The sequence below is a fragment of the Limosilactobacillus caccae genome (assembly GCF_900156885.1).
GTDB classification, from domain to species: Bacteria; Bacillota; Bacilli; order Lactobacillales; family Lactobacillaceae; genus Limosilactobacillus; species Limosilactobacillus caccae.
In genome coordinates this window covers 1-14,061 of record NZ_FTOY01000008.1, presented here as the reverse complement: position 1 = coordinate 14,061, position 14,061 = coordinate 1, and the positions used below count along the sequence as shown (strand labels likewise).

Here is a 14,061-nt window from a genome sequence, read left to right as displayed (position 1 = left end):
GGAATATTAATCACTTGCCGTAACAGATAACCTGTATTTCCACATCGCACTAACGGTTTTTCCTTTGATTCAGCGAGAAGCCCCCAGCAACACGGTTCTCACCGCTCCAGTCCGCTAGTCACCGGATAACCGATCTACTTTGGTGGATTATCGGGGTAAACATCGCGCTAAGATAATTTTTGATTAATAATATTCCTTTTTTACAAATTATTATCCCCAGCCCATCCAGCTTACCTAGAATAAGTTAAAAGCCATTAGGCACCGCAATTCTCACAGTTTTCTTACTTAATTTTGCTATCCTTGTCCCTCTTTTCCAGCCAAATAAAAAACGACCGGGAATCTTTCCCGACCGTTAGTGGTTGATTATCTATCTTCAGCTTTTGCTAGTTCTTAGTACCAACCGTGTGATTGCCAGAATGCTTGGGCAGCACTCCATGAACCATAGCGGTTAGCAACATATTGGTCTGCTACCCGTTCTTGGTTGGCAGCAGAGTAGTCACCATTTAAGTATGATGCTGATAATTGGTACTTACCAATGTATTGGCCGTTACGTGCACCGTAGTTACCACCGGATTCCCGGCCAGCAATCCATGCCTTAGCAGCAGCATCGTTACCAGCAACACCAGAAGAATAACTTGGGGTGCTTTGTTGTGGCTGCGGTGCTGGCGCAGTGTAAGTGCCTTGTTGGGTAGTGCTTTGGGCATTAGCAACCGGTGCCTGGCTAGCTGCTGGCGCTGTTTGCTGCTCATTAGTAACGGCAGCTGGTAAAGTAGCTGCTTGTTCGGCAGTTGCCGGAGCGACTTCACCATCATCCTTAATTACTAATTGCTGGCCAACGTAGATTACGTTTTTATCAGCAATTTGGTTGTGGTTTGCTAAGGTATCCACAAAGCTTAAGTCATGACCTAATTTGTAAGAAATTCCAGAAAGGGTGTCGCCCGCTTGCACCGTATAGACAGTATCGGCGTTGGCAGTGGTTGCAGTAGCAACTGTCCCCAGTGCAACTGCACCGGTAATCGCTGCTGTAATCTTGGCTGCTTTCTTAGATAACTTCATTATAAATTAATCCATCCTTTTCTTAATTAATCGTTTTTCTCTTTCAACGATTAATACTATACAAGATTACCGTTACGGATGGGTTACCAGCACTTATCATTTTTCGTCATGTCTGTAATAAACTGTAATAATTACCACGGCTTATCGACGGTGATTGATTCCAATATTTCCTGTTGGTGGGCAATGTTTTGCCGCCGTTGTTGCCGGCGCTTCTCATACCCTGCCAGTAGTGACGCTTGCTCCTTCGTTTGTGGAACCACCCGGTCATATTTGAGCTTTTTCTGTGGGTCTTCAATCACAAAGGTTAAGAAGCAAGTAAAGCCTAGAAAACGTTCATTAGTCATCAGGTGCTCGCCAATGACCTTCACAAACACCTCCAGCGAACGGGTCCCGACCCCTGTGACATAGGATTCCATGCACATTGAATCTTGTAGTCTGAAGGGGTGTAAAAATTGCACGTGGTCCATCGCCGCAGTAACAACGGTTGTCCGGGCAACCCGCATTGCAGTTACTGACGCTTCCCCATCAACGATTTTCAAAATCTCACCACCAAAGACTGTCCCATGCTCATTTAAATGCGCATTGAACACCCGGTGCATTGATACCGATAGCGTATCATTACATTTAATATCCATAGTATTAAACCCCTTACATTATTAATCTAATAGCATTTTACCATATAAGGATTTATTCGCATTTAGATATGCTTTGAAATGGATATAATATCTTTTTAATTTTCTTTTCATTTTTCTTTTAAAATAGACTATAATAAAAGCCAACGGATATAAGAAAGGATTGAGAACTATATGACAAGCAAAGACAGTCAGATTATTAAAACTGACTCCCTATATGTAAACCTCGACCGGGGAGTTGCAACCCTTAATCTGAGTCAAGATTACTTTACAGACATCTATTCTTTAATTAACAGTGACGAAGTGTTAAGTATTGTCAAGCTGTACCTCGGCTCATTAAACCATGATACCGATGAAGATGCGTTTGACAATGCTAGCCCCGAAGAATACGTAGAAACCCTTAAAAAGATTCTGGTCAACGATGCCAGTGCTTACGATGACTTTGATCCAAAAGATATCCTCGCAAGTTTCGAAGACCTCTACTCATTCTACCGTTCCCTTCTCCGGGTCTCTGTTCTCAATTATAATGACAACAAAATCGTTGGTAGTGAATTCAAGACCGTCGATACTAGCTTTAATGAATTAGTGCGGAAGACTTACCGGATCATCGAAGAAAAGCTCCAGGGCTTTACTAACCGGACATACCGGCAAGTTAACGCTGCGACTAATGCTTCAATGCTCGTTCAAAACGAAGACTGGAAGATTCCTGCCGGCTACGAACAATTAAAAGACATCCAATTTATTGACACCGTGATGTTACGGCCACCAATGATGATGCACACCAAGAGTAACAAGCGGGAAGGTGTCTTCTCCGCAGTTAATGAGAACCCCGTCAAGCGATTCCACGGTGAAAAGGGCCAGTGGTACTGCTACCCTGCCCGGATTGGTGAAAGCTTAGCCTTTATCTACTTTAACGTTGATTACCTTGTTAACGGAATTGCCCTCTCCAACCTGTTTGAATTGGCATCCCCTGAAGACTACAAGGACCAAAAGCCAGACTTAATCATCTTCTTTGGTCTGGAAAAGACTGAAGGCATGGTTTCTCACTACTACCACGACGAAGCTAATGATATCTGGATCGGGGAAGTTCCATACACTGACAAGACCACTTACTTTGGCTACATGAAGAAGATGTGCTTAACTGTCCACAACCTTCACCAAATTTACAACGGTCACTTACCAATCCACGGTTCCATGCTGCGGATCCGTTTCACTAACGGGACGGAAAAGAACGTTGTCTTCTTCGGTGACTCCGGTGCCGGAAAGTCAGAATCAATTGAAGCCCTGCAAGAACTTGCCGATGATAAGATTGTTGAAATGGAAACGATCTTTGACGATATGGGAAGCTTCACGATTGCAGATAACGGTGAACTATATGCTCAAGGGACAGAAACCGGGGCATTTGTCCGTCTTGATGACCTTTCTAGTGCAGTAGCCTTCAATAACATGGACCGGGGTGTTTACCTGAACCCTGAACGTAAGAACGCCCGGGTTATTATCCCCGCTGACACCTACGACCGGGTTATTGAACACCACCCAGTTGACATGTGGCTGTATGCTAACAATTACAGCGATGAAGTTGGGATCCACCGCTTTGCCACCAAGGAAGAAGCGGAAGAAGTCTTTGTTGCTGGTAAGCGGAAGGCCCTCGGGACAACCGATGAAGTAGGTATGAGTACCACCTTCTTCGCCAACCCATTTGGCCCTGTTCAAGAACCAGAAAAGACGAAGCCCGTTATTGATAAGGTATTTACTAACCTATTCGACAAGGGCGTTTACGTTGGTGAAATTTATACCCACCTGGGTAATGACAAGTCCAAGGATGCCTTGAAGGAATCCGCAACTGAATTACTTGACTTGTTAATGAATGACAAATAATTATGAAGAGGCTGCTAATGTGGCCCCTTTTCTATTTTAAAATCTCCGCTGCTGATTTTGCTAGCAAGTGCTAGTTTAAAGCAAAAAGAGGCTGGGAATAAACTCAGCCTCTTTACTATTTTAAAAAATATTAATGTTACAGCGCGGTAGCCGGGCTGCGACGCGAAGCTAGTCTGAACGTTGATAAATCAACGCCCAGAACACCTAGCCATCCTCGCGGGGGTTCCCTAAAGGCTAGCTTCGCGTCGAAAGACAAAGTCCAAAATCAAGATTTTGGACTTTTTTCTCCCTTCGTATTTTTCATTAAATTTTAGTACCAACCATGTGATTGCCAGAATGATTGGGCAGCACTCCATGAACCATAGCGACTTTGTACGTATTGGTCCGCTACCCGTTCCTGGTTGGCAGCAGAGTAGTCACCGTTAAGGTATGATGCTGACAACTGGTACTTACCAACGTATTGGCCATTCCGGGCACCATAGTTGCCACCAGATTCGCGACCGGCGATCCATGCCTTCGCTGCTGCTTCACCACCGCTTACTGCAGAAGTGTAGTTAGAAGTAGCTGGGGCTGTCGTTTGTGTCGTGGCTTGGCTAGCAGCCGCTGGGGCTACTGCTTGGGCCTGGTTAGCACCAGTTTGGCTAGCTGATGATTGTGGTGCTTGGCTGACTGCTGGTGCCTGGCTTGTTTGACTAGCAGCTGATTCTTGTCCGGCAGCACTGGTTGCTGGTAGAGTGGCTGCTTGTTGGGCAGTCGCTGGGGCAACTTCACCGTCGTCCTTAATCACTAACTTTTGACCAACGAAGATTAAGTTCTTGTTGGCAATTTGGTTGTTAGAAGCTAATGAATCAACATAAGTTAAATCATGGCCTAACTTATATGAGATTCCTGATAATGTGTCACCGCTTTGCACCGTGTAAATTGTGTCGGCGTTAGCAGTAGTTGCAGTAGCAATGGTTCCCATTGCAACGGCACCTGCTACTGCAGCGGTAACTTTAGCGATGTTCTTCGATAACTTCATAGAGATAAGTCCCATCCTTTTTTATAAATTCATATTTTAGTTAATTAATTATTATCTTGTTTGTTAAGGCGTTGATTAATCAACTCAATCAACAGTTATTAATATACTCCTTGAAAATTACACGGTGGTTACCCGTAAATATCATTTCCCGCCTTAAACGTAACAGATTGTAATAAAGAAAGTAACTTAACTAAGAAACACCCGTTTGCATTGCCGACCTTAGGGCAATTTCGGGACCACGAACTTTCCCCGCACAATTACCGAAACTTGTAATATAAGAACAAAGAAGACCGTAAATTAAACCCTGCGTGGGCCAATTTACGGTCTTCTTTCATGATTCTGCTTCTTTTTTGTAACCTTTCTGTAATGAAAAGCTGCTAGTGGACAAGCTTATCCCAGATTACAACATCATTCTCCGCTAGCGATTTTTGCACATCGATGATCCGTTGGTTTGAACTTCCGCGGAATTGCAACGTCAGGTCCTTTTTAGCAAGAAGGAAGCGACCATCGACCAGGATATCAAGATTTTGCAGTAATTCCTTCTTATCCGCAGATTCCTTCATTAATTCTTCCCAAGTGTAACCTGTCCACGACCAAATGTCTTTGTCATCGCCAAACTCTTGGCGGATACGCCGCACTAACTTCAAACAAACCTGGGTATTTAAGAAGGGCTCCCCACCAAGAAGGGTCAGTCCCTGAACATAGGACTGCGAAAGATCAGTAATTATTTGGTCTTCTAACTCCTGGGTATACGGCTGACCATAGTGGAAGTTTTGTGCCGCCTTGTTGTAACAACCCGGACAGTTAAACAAACAACCACTAACATAAATACTGCACCGGACCCCCTCACCATCCACAAAATTAAATGGCTTGTAGTCCGCAATGTATTGTAACGAATGATCCTTGGCCAACCACTCTTTTGGCTGGGGATTTTTTGGTAAACGTTGTTTTGGCATGATTTCCCTCCATAACAAAAGGGGACGCTCATTGTCATCTCCTTAAATAACTTCACTAAATCTGGTCGCCAGTAATGTTGGCGTGCGCCTTCGCATCCAGCTGCCGGTCTCGTTCAAAGGCGGCGGCATTCCTAATCATCCCCGGATCCATGTGCTTGGCCCGGTGGATGATTTCCTCATGCCGTCCATGAACCATTGGCCGCTGTTGGGGGTTACCAAGGTAGCCACAAGTCCGCTTAACCACGTCGCAGGTTGCCGGATCATGGTTGCCACACTGTGGACACTTAAAGCCCTGGGCAGTTGCTTCAAATTCGCCCTTGAATCCGCACTTAAAGCATTGGTCAATCGAAGTGTTTGTGCCGAGATAGCCAACATGGTCATAAGCCCAATCCCAGACTGCTTCAAGCGCCTTCGGGTTCTGCCGCAGGTTGGGGTATTCACAATAGTGGATAAAGCCCCCGGCAGCATACTGTGGGAAGTCCTCTTCAAACGTTAACTTCTCAAATGGGGTCGGGTGCTTCCGAACATCATAATGGAAGCTATTAGTATAGTATTCCTTATCAGTAACATCCTCGATCCGCCCAAACTTCTTCAAATCGTCCTGGCAGAATGTATCAGTCAGTGATTCCGCAGGCGTTGAGTATAGACTAAAGTGGTAACCTTCTTCGTCTTCCCACTTGGCACAAAGGTCGTGCATTGCCTTGGTAATTGAAAGGGCGAAGTCATGGGCTTCCTTATTATGTTCCCAGTTAGGGCCATAAAATGTGGAACAAACTTCATACAAGCCAATGTAACCAAGGGAGACGGTTGCCCGGCTATTCTTAAAGACTTCATCAACACTATCGTCCTTCTTTAACCGTTTACCGAACGCACCATACATGTATAACAATGGGGCGTTTTCCGGCCTAGCTTCCTTTGTCCGCTTAATCCGGTAGTCTAAGGCAATCTTACAAATATTCATCTTTTCCTGGAAAATTTCCCAGAAGAGTTGCTTATTACCACTAGCTTCGAGGGCAATCCGTGGCAGGTTGACCGTTACTACTCCCAGGTTCATCCGGCCAGAATTAACTTCTTTGCCGGTCTCCGGGTCCGTCCAGCCCTGCAAGAACGACCGGCAGCCCATCGGTGTCTTAAAGCTCCCCGTAATTTCCTTAATCTTATCGTACATCAATAAGTCGGGGTACATCCGCTTAGTAGAACATTCAAGTGCTAGTTGTTTGATATCGTAATTAGGGTCTTCTGGCGCTAAATTTAGTCCCCGCTTAACGGTAAAGATCAACTTAGGGAAAATTGCCGTCCGGTGTTCCTTGCCTAATCCCTTAATCCGGATCTGCAAGATTGCCTTTTGAATTTCCCGTGAGATCCAGCTGATTCCTAGGCCAAAGTTCACAGTGGTAAATGGGGTCTGTCCCTGGCTGGAGTACAAGGTGTTGATCTCATATTCTAAGGCCTGCATCGCATCATAGATATCCTTCTTGGTCTTTTCCCTTGCAAACTCGTCTTGCTTATCAGGAGCAATCCACTTTTTAGCATCTTCCAGGTGCTTTTCATAGTTGAGCTTTGCGTATGGTTCAAGTAACTGGTCCACCCGGTTAGCAGAACAACCACCGTACTGTAAAGAGGCAACATTCGCAATGATTTGCGACATCTGGGCAGTGGCAGTCTGGATAGACCGCGGTGAAGCCACCCAGGCATTACCAATCTTAAAGCCGTGCTTGAGCATCTCGTCAAAGTCAATTAAGCAGCAATTGGTCTCTGGCGTAACTGGTGAATAATCAAGGTCATGCCAGTGAATGTCTCCCCGCAAATGCGCTTTGGCAACGATGCCAGGAAGCATCCGCAAACCAAGGGCACGACTCACTACCCCGGCTTCTAAGTCCCGCTGGGTGTTGAAAACATGGCTATCCTTATTAGCATTCTCATGAACCACCCGCGAATTACGGTCAAATAGCTGCTCTAGCTTATGCTGGGGATTCGTCGCTTCCGCAAATGATTCCTCATCCCGCCGCCGGTAATCGCGAAAGATTTGTGCAAGTTCCTCATGACCGGCCTGCTTTAAGCCCGCCGCAAAAAGATCCGCGATCATCGTCGTATCAACTGCTGACTGCTTTATTAAACCGTCCAGCAATGCCATGTATACCGCACGCTTAGTCGCATCATCAGCACCCAATGATTTTAATACTAGGTTGATCTTATATGAGTAAAAAGGCGTAACCGTCCCGTCACGCTTAATAACCTGAAGGTCAGCTAAGGTGTTAAGATCATTTTCGTTGATTAGTTGCACTTTCATCTTTCATTTCCCCTCTCGAATTTAACGTATTTAATCATAGCTCAAAATACAACTTATAGAAAGGGTTGACTTTAAAAATACTATATATTGTGGTTTGTTGGAATCAGTTCCATCTTTACCCTATCGACCTCTACAGCATTATCTCCTTTTATAAAATTTATTCTTTTATATGTAAGAATCGACCACTGGCAATCTTTTAATGCCAGCTCAAATCACCGATTTTGCGGTCCTGCTTAATATTATTAAGTGTTTAAATTAAGATTATTATTTATTTAAAAAATAACTTATGAAGGGCTCGCGATTTTGCTAAACTAAGCAATTGTGTATAAGAAAGAAGGAGTGTTTATATATGGATAATAAAATGCAGGCCCGTAAGCATGTTGCCCATCCAAAACTAGCGATGGTCAGCATGTTACTCGGTGCCTTTGTCGGCATGTTTAGTGAAACATCACTAAACATCGCCCTGCCAAAATTGATGGCCGCATTTCAAATTAATACTGCAACCGTTCAATGGCTGGTTACTGGTTACATGTTAATTATCGGGATTATTCTCCCGCTATCAAGTATCATTACTAAATGGTTTACTACTCGCCAGGTGATTATTTTTGCCCTAATCGACTTCATTGTTGGTGCATGTATCTCCGCAATGGCAGGTAGCTTTGCAATTCTTTTGGTTGGGCGGATGATCCAGGGGATTGGTACTGGCTTAATTCTTCCATTAATGTTCGCGGTCGTTATGCAAATTTTCTCACCAAAGAAAATCGGGGCGGTAATGGGAATGTGTGCCCTCGTCATTATGTTTGCCCCCGCAATCGGTCCTACCCTAACCGGGCTGGTACTGGCCAAGCTTTCTTGGCGGTGGATCTTCTGGTTATTTGTTCCCTTCCTCGCCATCGCGTTGATTTTCGCCATTACATCACTGGAGAACGTGGGGGACGTTACCCGGCCGCACGTCGATGTTCTTTCGATCATTGAATCAGCCGTTGGTTGTTCAGGAATTGTTATCGGGGCTTCCCTTTCAAGCCGTGACGGCTGGTTATCAGTACCAGTTTTAGGTGCCTTGATTATCGGGATTGTAGTCTTAATTCTGTACGTTCACCGGCAATTAAATATTGCAACGCCAATTCTAAACCTAAAAATCTTCAAGATTCCAGCATTTGCAGTTGGCTCTTCACTTGTGATGCTTGATTTTGGGATCATCCTTTCCACAATGTACCTATTACCAATGTACTACCAAAATGGGTTGCTCTTACCTGTTGCCTTAACCGGGTTGGTAATGTTGCCAGGTGGGGTGATTAACGCAATCACTTCTGCCTTTGCCGGCCGCCTATACGATAGTGTCGGGGCAAAACGACCAGCGATGCTTGGTTTTATCATCGCGCTAGTCGGTGGCTTAATGTTAGCCTTCACGAGTGCGGAAAGTTCAATCGTTTACGTTGTAATTGCACACATCATTTTAATGATCGGTTGTCCTCTTGCAATGTCCCCTTCACAAACAAGTGCCCTAAATGCCTTGTCAGGAATGGAGTCAGGTGATGGTAGTACCATCATGAACACCATGCAACAAGTAGTCGGTGCCCTATCAACTGCCCTTGCTACGAGCTGCTTGGCCTTAGGTAGTAAAGCTGCTACTGGCTCTTCAGCCGTTCGCTTTACCAATGGTTTCCATTACGGAATTTACTTTGCAATCGTGTTAATTGTAATTGCAATCTTATTAACCTTTAAAATGCAAGATCAGCGTAATGAAAAGCTTGATTAATCACTAATAAAAAAAAGCCGTTACCTTAATGGGTGACGGCTTTTTTATTGTCAATAGGCGGCTTCGTTAATCAGTTTCTATTTAAAGAACCACTTCGTCGATATAGTCGCAAGACAAGACATCAATACTTAAATAACTCGTTCGTGATGGAATGGCGAATCGAGAAAGATGGTCGCCTTCGCTAAGGTGAATTCACAAACTCCTCGCTTGTGAAATGATTACTCCCGAGCAATTTAAATAGGTAGAGACACGCCAATTATGGAAGCACTTACTATTAATGGGCTTGTGAAATTCACAAAGTTATATTATCTTAAAGATGGCAAAAGGGAGACGCCTAACGAAAGGAGCATCTTAGTTATGTTAATCGGTATTCCAAAGGAAATCAAGAACCAAGAAGAGCGTGTCGGTGCGACTCCAAGTATGGTTGCTAGTTTAATTTCTGGTGGTCATGACGTAATCGTCGAACATGACGCCGGTGTCGGAAGTGGTTTTGCAGATGACGAATATACCGCGGTCGGTGCCAAGATCGGTTCGGTCGATGAAGCATGGCAAGCCGAAATGGTAATCAAGGTTAAAGAACCACTTGAAGCCGAATACCACTTCTTCCGTCCAGGAATGATTATTTACACTTACCTTCACCTGGCTGCTGATCCGAAGTTAACGGCAGCAATGCTCGAAAAGAAGGTTATTGGTGTTGCCTACGAAACAATGGTTGGCCGTAACGGTGACCTACCATTACTGGCCCCAATGAGTGAAATTGCTGGCCGAATGGCTGCTCAAGTTGGTACCCATTTCCTTGAAGGACCCCACGGCGGAAAAGGCCTCCTGCTCTCCGGGACTACCGGCGTTGCTCGCGGGAAGGTTGCCGTAATCGGTGGTGGTACTGTCGGGTTCAACGCCGCAAAGATTGCCGTTGGCCTCGGTGCCCAAGTAACGATCTTGGATATCAATGCCGCTCGTCTTGAATACATCGACAACATCTTTGATGGCAAGGTACAAACGTTGATGTCGACACCACATAACATTGCTCAAGCAGTTAAGGAATCTGACTTAGTAATCGGTGCCGTTTTGATTCCTGGTGCAAAGGCGCCTACCCTTGTTACGACTGAAATGATTGACAGTATGGAAGATGGCTCCGTGGTCGTTGATGTTCCAATCGACCAAGGGGGGATTTTCGAAACTACCACCCACGCAACAACTCACGATGACCCAATCTATGTATCGCACGGCGTTGTCCACTATACCGTTGCTAATATCCCTGGCGCGGTACCGCGGACATCGACTGAAGCATTGACTAGCGCAACTACAGCCCCTGCATTGAAGATTGCCAACATGGGAATCGATGCTGCTGCTAAGGCTGATAATGAAATTGCAACTGGAATTAACACTTACAACGGGAAAATGACTTCCAAGGCGGTGGCCGATAGCCTTAAGTTAGATTACACTTCCTTGGACGAGTTAATTGGGTAAAAATCGAATAGACCCTAGCCTGGTCTTGCGAAACGCACAAAAGGCTGAAAAAGATCGAACCCTCGGCCTGTTTGATCTAACGATTTTAGGTGTCGGGGCGATTATCGGGACGGGGATTCTCGTATTAACTGGAATTGTTGCTGCCCAGGATGCTGGGCCGGCAGTTACGCTCTCGTTCTTAATTGCTGCGACGGCAAGTTGCTTAATCGGTTTATGTTACGCAGAATTGACAACGAGTATTCCGAACTCCGGGGGTGCTTATATTTATAGCTGGGTCTCAATCGGCCGGCTACCAGCCTTCTTTACTGGCTGGACGCTCCTCGGAGTATATGTTGCCACAACTGCTACTGTTGCCAATGGGTGGACTGGATATGTAAAATCATTTTTGTACGAACTTAATATCCACCTCCCCAATAACCTCTTAGTTCCAGCAGGAAAAGGCGGGATTGTTAACTTACCGGCAGTGATTATGGTGTTACTAATTACCCTGCTGTTAATGCAAGGGACTGGCCAGAGTAAGTTTGTTAACGACTGTCTGGTCTGTGTCAAGCTAGCAGTAATTATCCTTTTCATCGTTGTCAGTGTCCGCGACGTTAACCCTGCTAACTGGCACCCATTCTTCCCATACGGTGCCCAAGGCGTTGTAACCGGAGCAGGAGCAGTCTTCTTCTCCTTCCTTGGGTTTGACGCCTTAGCAACTTCTGCAGAAGATGCTAAAAATGTTCAGCACAATATTCCACGGGCAATTGTCTATTCGTTGCTCCTATCAACCAGCTTGTATATCATCGTTGGTTTGCTAATGACTGGCACGGTCAAGTATCCAAAGCTTGATGTATCGGAAGCTATGTCCTATGTCCTAATTGTTCATGGTCATAAGATGGTTTCACAAATTGTCTCTGCAGGTGCCATTTTAGGGATCATCGCTGTTGTTTATGCCTTTATTTACGCAGGGTCAAACATTATGAAAGCGATGAGCCGTGGTGGTTTCCTACCATCTTCCTGGTCAAAGATCAACAAACGAAGTGGTAGTCCTAACCGTGCCCTGTTATTGAACGGTTGCTTGGCAGCCTTTCTTGCTGGTGAATTTGACCTCCACTACCTGGCATTAATCGCAAATGTTGGTTCGCTTCTTGTCTTCTTCCTGGTTGCCGTAACGGTAATCTTGTTAAGAAAACAATATCCAGACCTACCGCGACCATTTATTGTCCCCGGTGGAAAGACAATTCCAATCCTTGCAATGGTTATCTGTGTTGTCCTCTTGATTACCATCTCAAGAGAAGCATGGCTTTCCTATATTGCCTGGCTAATTTTTGGTTGCTTGATCTACGTCGTCTACTCACGGCACCACGTCATTGTTTAGTAACGATTAGCCCTACTAAAGAACTATGAATCAACCTCTTCGAGTTAAATAAGGTCGCCGGGTGATGAACTAGCAACTGGTTCATCACCCGGTTTTATATTGGCAAAGGTGATTTATGGCATAATATTTAGTTAATACAGAGTGGCTAGCGTACTAATTTATAAATGATCCTGTCCTTTTCGTTATTCTCGTCGACTACCTTAAAGCTAGTTAATTAGATCATATTAAGTTGGACTTTAACTGCTGGCCGGGTCACAAATGCATGCTTTTTTAAATTGCTTGACTTGCTTTTGAAAAGTGGAGTAATAATTTCACGTTGTTCTTCCATAAGAAAAGTCTCCTCACTGATTTGATCCTCTCAGTATAGGTGATCTTTGCCAGCTAGACTAGCCGTATGGATATTGACTGCTTATGATCATGAAGTACAAAAATACCGGTGCTCATGATCCTTATTTTTCAACACGTATGGATATTGACTGCTTACCTTACATTCAAAAAGTGATGCACAAAAACTAAAATCAACCGAAAACTTAAAATAAAAAAACAAACTCCAACCCCTGTTATAGCAAGGATTAGAGTTTGTTCATTAGCTTAGCTGACTATTTTGTAATATGCCTCCGGTGGGGGTCGAACCCACACTCCCTCAACGGGAACTGGATTTTGAGTCCAGCGCGTCTGCCAATTCCGCCACAGAGGCATAACAGCTAACTAAAAGGTGGTAATCGGATTTGAACCGATGATAAAGGTTTTGCAGACCTCTGCCTTACCACTTGGCTATACCACCAAATAGTTACAATTAAGTATATTAACTTAATTAAAGGGCGGTATGTGGGATTTGAACCCACGCGTGCCGGACCCACAAACCGGTGTGTTAACCAAACTTCACCAATACCGCCAAAATATTCAGTTAAGCAGGGATAGTAGGAATCGAACCCACAATGACGGTTTTGGAGACCGTAGTTATACCGTTTAACTATATCCCTATAAAGTGGGGGAGAGTGGATTCGAACCACCGAACCCGAAGGAACGGTTTTACAGACCGTCGCGTTTAGCCAGACTTCGCTACTCCCCCATAAATGGCGCGGGACGGAATCGAACCGCCGACACACGGAGCTTCAATCCGTTGCTCTACCAACTGAGCTACCGAGCCATCGTGTTTCATGGGTAATTAAATTGCAACAACCATAACAATAATGGCGCTGCGATGGAGGATACAGGGCTCGAACCTGTGACCCTCTGCTTGTAAGGCAGATGCTCTCCCAACTGAGCTAATCCTCCAAAAAAGTGACCCGTGCGGGATTCGAACCCACGATACCAGCGTGAAAGGCTGGTGTCTTAACCACTTGACTAACGGGTCATAGAAGCGGAGAGTAAGGGATTCGAACCCTTGATACAGGCTTTAACCCGTATACATCATTTCCAATGATGCTCCTTCGGCCAGCTCGGACAACTCTCCAGTATCCAAGCCCTGGCACATAATATGAACCAGGTGCCAAAGCTTGTTATTCGCGCGGCAACGTCCTATCCTCGCAGGGAGCGATCCCCCAACTACTTTCGGCGTGTTGAAGCTTAACTTCTGTGTTCGGCATGGGAACAGGTGTATCCTTCAAGCCATCATCACCACACTACTTGTCCTCTC

Annotated in this window: 9 protein-coding genes, 9 tRNA genes and 1 rRNA gene; 4 read left to right on the top strand and 15 right to left on the bottom strand. The window is 45.0% G+C overall.

Features of this window, described 5'->3' with window-relative positions; translation table 11 throughout:
* Window positions 1-390: 390 nt before the first annotated feature.
* Complete coding sequence (gene apf / locus CZ502_RS01045) at window positions 391-1,056, bottom strand: aggregation-promoting factor (RefSeq protein ID WP_076459260.1); 666 nt, start codon at window positions 1,054-1,056, stop codon at window positions 391-393.
* Window positions 1,057-1,187: 131 nt separating this feature from the next.
* The gene (locus tag CZ502_RS01040) at window positions 1,188-1,691 is read right to left on the bottom strand and encodes an acyl-CoA thioesterase (protein ID WP_076459259.1); all 504 of its coding nucleotides are present in this window, start codon (window positions 1,689-1,691) and stop codon (window positions 1,188-1,190) included.
* 171 nt (window positions 1,692-1,862) lie between these two features.
* On the opposite strand from CZ502_RS01040, the gene CZ502_RS01035 reads away from it, so the two are divergent.
* Window positions 1,863-3,566: a phosphoenolpyruvate carboxykinase (ATP) gene (locus tag CZ502_RS01035; RefSeq protein ID WP_076459258.1), complete on the top strand. Its 1,704-nt coding sequence runs from the start codon at window positions 1,863-1,865 to the stop codon at window positions 3,564-3,566.
* Between the two features lie 310 nt (window positions 3,567-3,876).
* Here the strand turns inward: CZ502_RS01035 and apf (CZ502_RS01030) are convergent, their stop codons facing one another.
* From apf (CZ502_RS01030) to nrdD, 3 genes are all read right to left on the bottom strand, one after another.
* Window positions 3,877-4,587, bottom strand: coding sequence for an aggregation-promoting factor (gene apf / locus CZ502_RS01030; protein ID WP_076459257.1), 711 nt, complete (start codon window positions 4,585-4,587; stop codon window positions 3,877-3,879).
* A 377-nt stretch (window positions 4,588-4,964) separates the two neighbouring features.
* Window positions 4,965-5,543, bottom strand: coding sequence for an anaerobic ribonucleoside-triphosphate reductase activating protein (gene nrdG / locus CZ502_RS01025; protein WP_076459256.1), 579 nt, complete (start codon window positions 5,541-5,543; stop codon window positions 4,965-4,967).
* 55 nt (window positions 5,544-5,598) lie between these two features.
* Complete coding sequence (nrdD, locus tag CZ502_RS01020; protein WP_076459255.1) at window positions 5,599-7,833, bottom strand: anaerobic ribonucleoside-triphosphate reductase; 2,235 nt, start codon at window positions 7,831-7,833, stop codon at window positions 5,599-5,601.
* A 349-nt stretch (window positions 7,834-8,182) separates the two neighbouring features.
* Between nrdD and CZ502_RS01015 the strand changes: the two genes are divergently transcribed.
* The 3 genes from CZ502_RS01015 to CZ502_RS01005 all read left to right on the top strand — a co-directional run bounded on the left by CZ502_RS01015 (window position 8,183) and on the right by CZ502_RS01005 (window position 12,422).
* Complete coding sequence (locus tag CZ502_RS01015) at window positions 8,183-9,592, top strand: DHA2 family efflux MFS transporter permease subunit (RefSeq protein WP_076459254.1); 1,410 nt, start codon at window positions 8,183-8,185, stop codon at window positions 9,590-9,592.
* 357 nt (window positions 9,593-9,949) lie between these two features.
* Window positions 9,950-11,062 (top strand): alanine dehydrogenase, encoded by a 1,113-nt coding sequence (gene ald, locus CZ502_RS01010; protein WP_076459253.1) that lies wholly within the window; start codon window positions 9,950-9,952, stop codon window positions 11,060-11,062.
* Window positions 11,055-12,422, top strand: coding sequence for an APC family permease (locus CZ502_RS01005; protein ID WP_076459252.1), 1,368 nt, complete (start codon window positions 11,055-11,057; stop codon window positions 12,420-12,422). The genes ald and CZ502_RS01005 overlap by 8 nt, the downstream gene beginning before the upstream one ends.
* 612 nt (window positions 12,423-13,034) lie before the next feature.
* Here CZ502_RS01005 and CZ502_RS01000 read toward each other — a convergent pair.
* The 10 genes from CZ502_RS01000 to rrf form a co-directional block, all read right to left on the bottom strand.
* Window positions 13,035-13,119: transfer RNA gene (locus CZ502_RS01000), tRNA-Leu, on the bottom strand.
* A gap of 16 nt (window positions 13,120-13,135) precedes the next feature.
* Window positions 13,136-13,206 (bottom strand) — tRNA-Cys (locus CZ502_RS00995).
* Between the two features lie 36 nt (window positions 13,207-13,242).
* A tRNA-His gene (locus CZ502_RS00990) sits at window positions 13,243-13,317 on the bottom strand.
* Between the two features lie 17 nt (window positions 13,318-13,334).
* Window positions 13,335-13,405 (bottom strand) — tRNA-Trp (locus CZ502_RS00985).
* A 6-nt stretch (window positions 13,406-13,411) separates the two neighbouring features.
* A tRNA-Tyr gene (locus tag CZ502_RS00980) sits at window positions 13,412-13,494 on the bottom strand.
* 5 nt (window positions 13,495-13,499) lie between these two features.
* Window positions 13,500-13,572, bottom strand: a tRNA-Phe gene (locus CZ502_RS00975).
* 55 nt (window positions 13,573-13,627) lie between these two features.
* Window positions 13,628-13,700, bottom strand: a tRNA-Val gene (locus tag CZ502_RS00970).
* A gap of 7 nt (window positions 13,701-13,707) precedes the next feature.
* Window positions 13,708-13,779 (bottom strand) — tRNA-Glu (locus tag CZ502_RS00965).
* Window positions 13,780-13,786: 7 nt separating this feature from the next.
* A tRNA-Ser gene (locus tag CZ502_RS00960) sits at window positions 13,787-13,878 on the bottom strand.
* Between the two features lie 52 nt (window positions 13,879-13,930).
* Window positions 13,931-14,047, bottom strand: a 5S ribosomal RNA gene (gene rrf, locus CZ502_RS00955).
* Between the last annotated feature and the right edge of the window lie 14 nt (window positions 14,048-14,061).

What these genes read in the sequence shown, in the direction of transcription:
- apf (WP_076459260.1), bottom strand. Translation starts at nt 1,056, where the DNA reads ATGAAGTTATCTAAGAAAGCAGCCAAGATTACAGCAGCGATTACCGGT.
- CZ502_RS01015 (WP_076459254.1), top strand. Translation starts at nt 8,183, where the DNA reads ATGGATAATAAAATGCAGGCCCGTAAGCATGTTGCCCATCCAAAACTA.
- apf (WP_076459257.1), bottom strand. Translation starts at nt 4,587, where the DNA reads ATGAAGTTATCGAAGAACATCGCTAAAGTTACCGCTGCAGTAGCAGGT.
- nrdD (WP_076459255.1), bottom strand. Translation starts at nt 7,833, where the DNA reads ATGAAAGTGCAACTAATCAACGAAAATGATCTTAACACCTTAGCTGAC.
- CZ502_RS01040 (WP_076459259.1), bottom strand. Translation starts at nt 1,691, where the DNA reads ATGGATATTAAATGTAATGATACGCTATCGGTATCAATGCACCGGGTG.
- ald (WP_076459253.1), top strand. Translation starts at nt 9,950, where the DNA reads ATGTTAATCGGTATTCCAAAGGAAATCAAGAACCAAGAAGAGCGTGTC.
- nrdG (WP_076459256.1), bottom strand. Translation starts at nt 5,543, where the DNA reads ATGCCAAAACAACGTTTACCAAAAAATCCCCAGCCAAAAGAGTGGTTG.
- CZ502_RS01035 (WP_076459258.1), top strand. Translation starts at nt 1,863, where the DNA reads ATGACAAGCAAAGACAGTCAGATTATTAAAACTGACTCCCTATATGTA.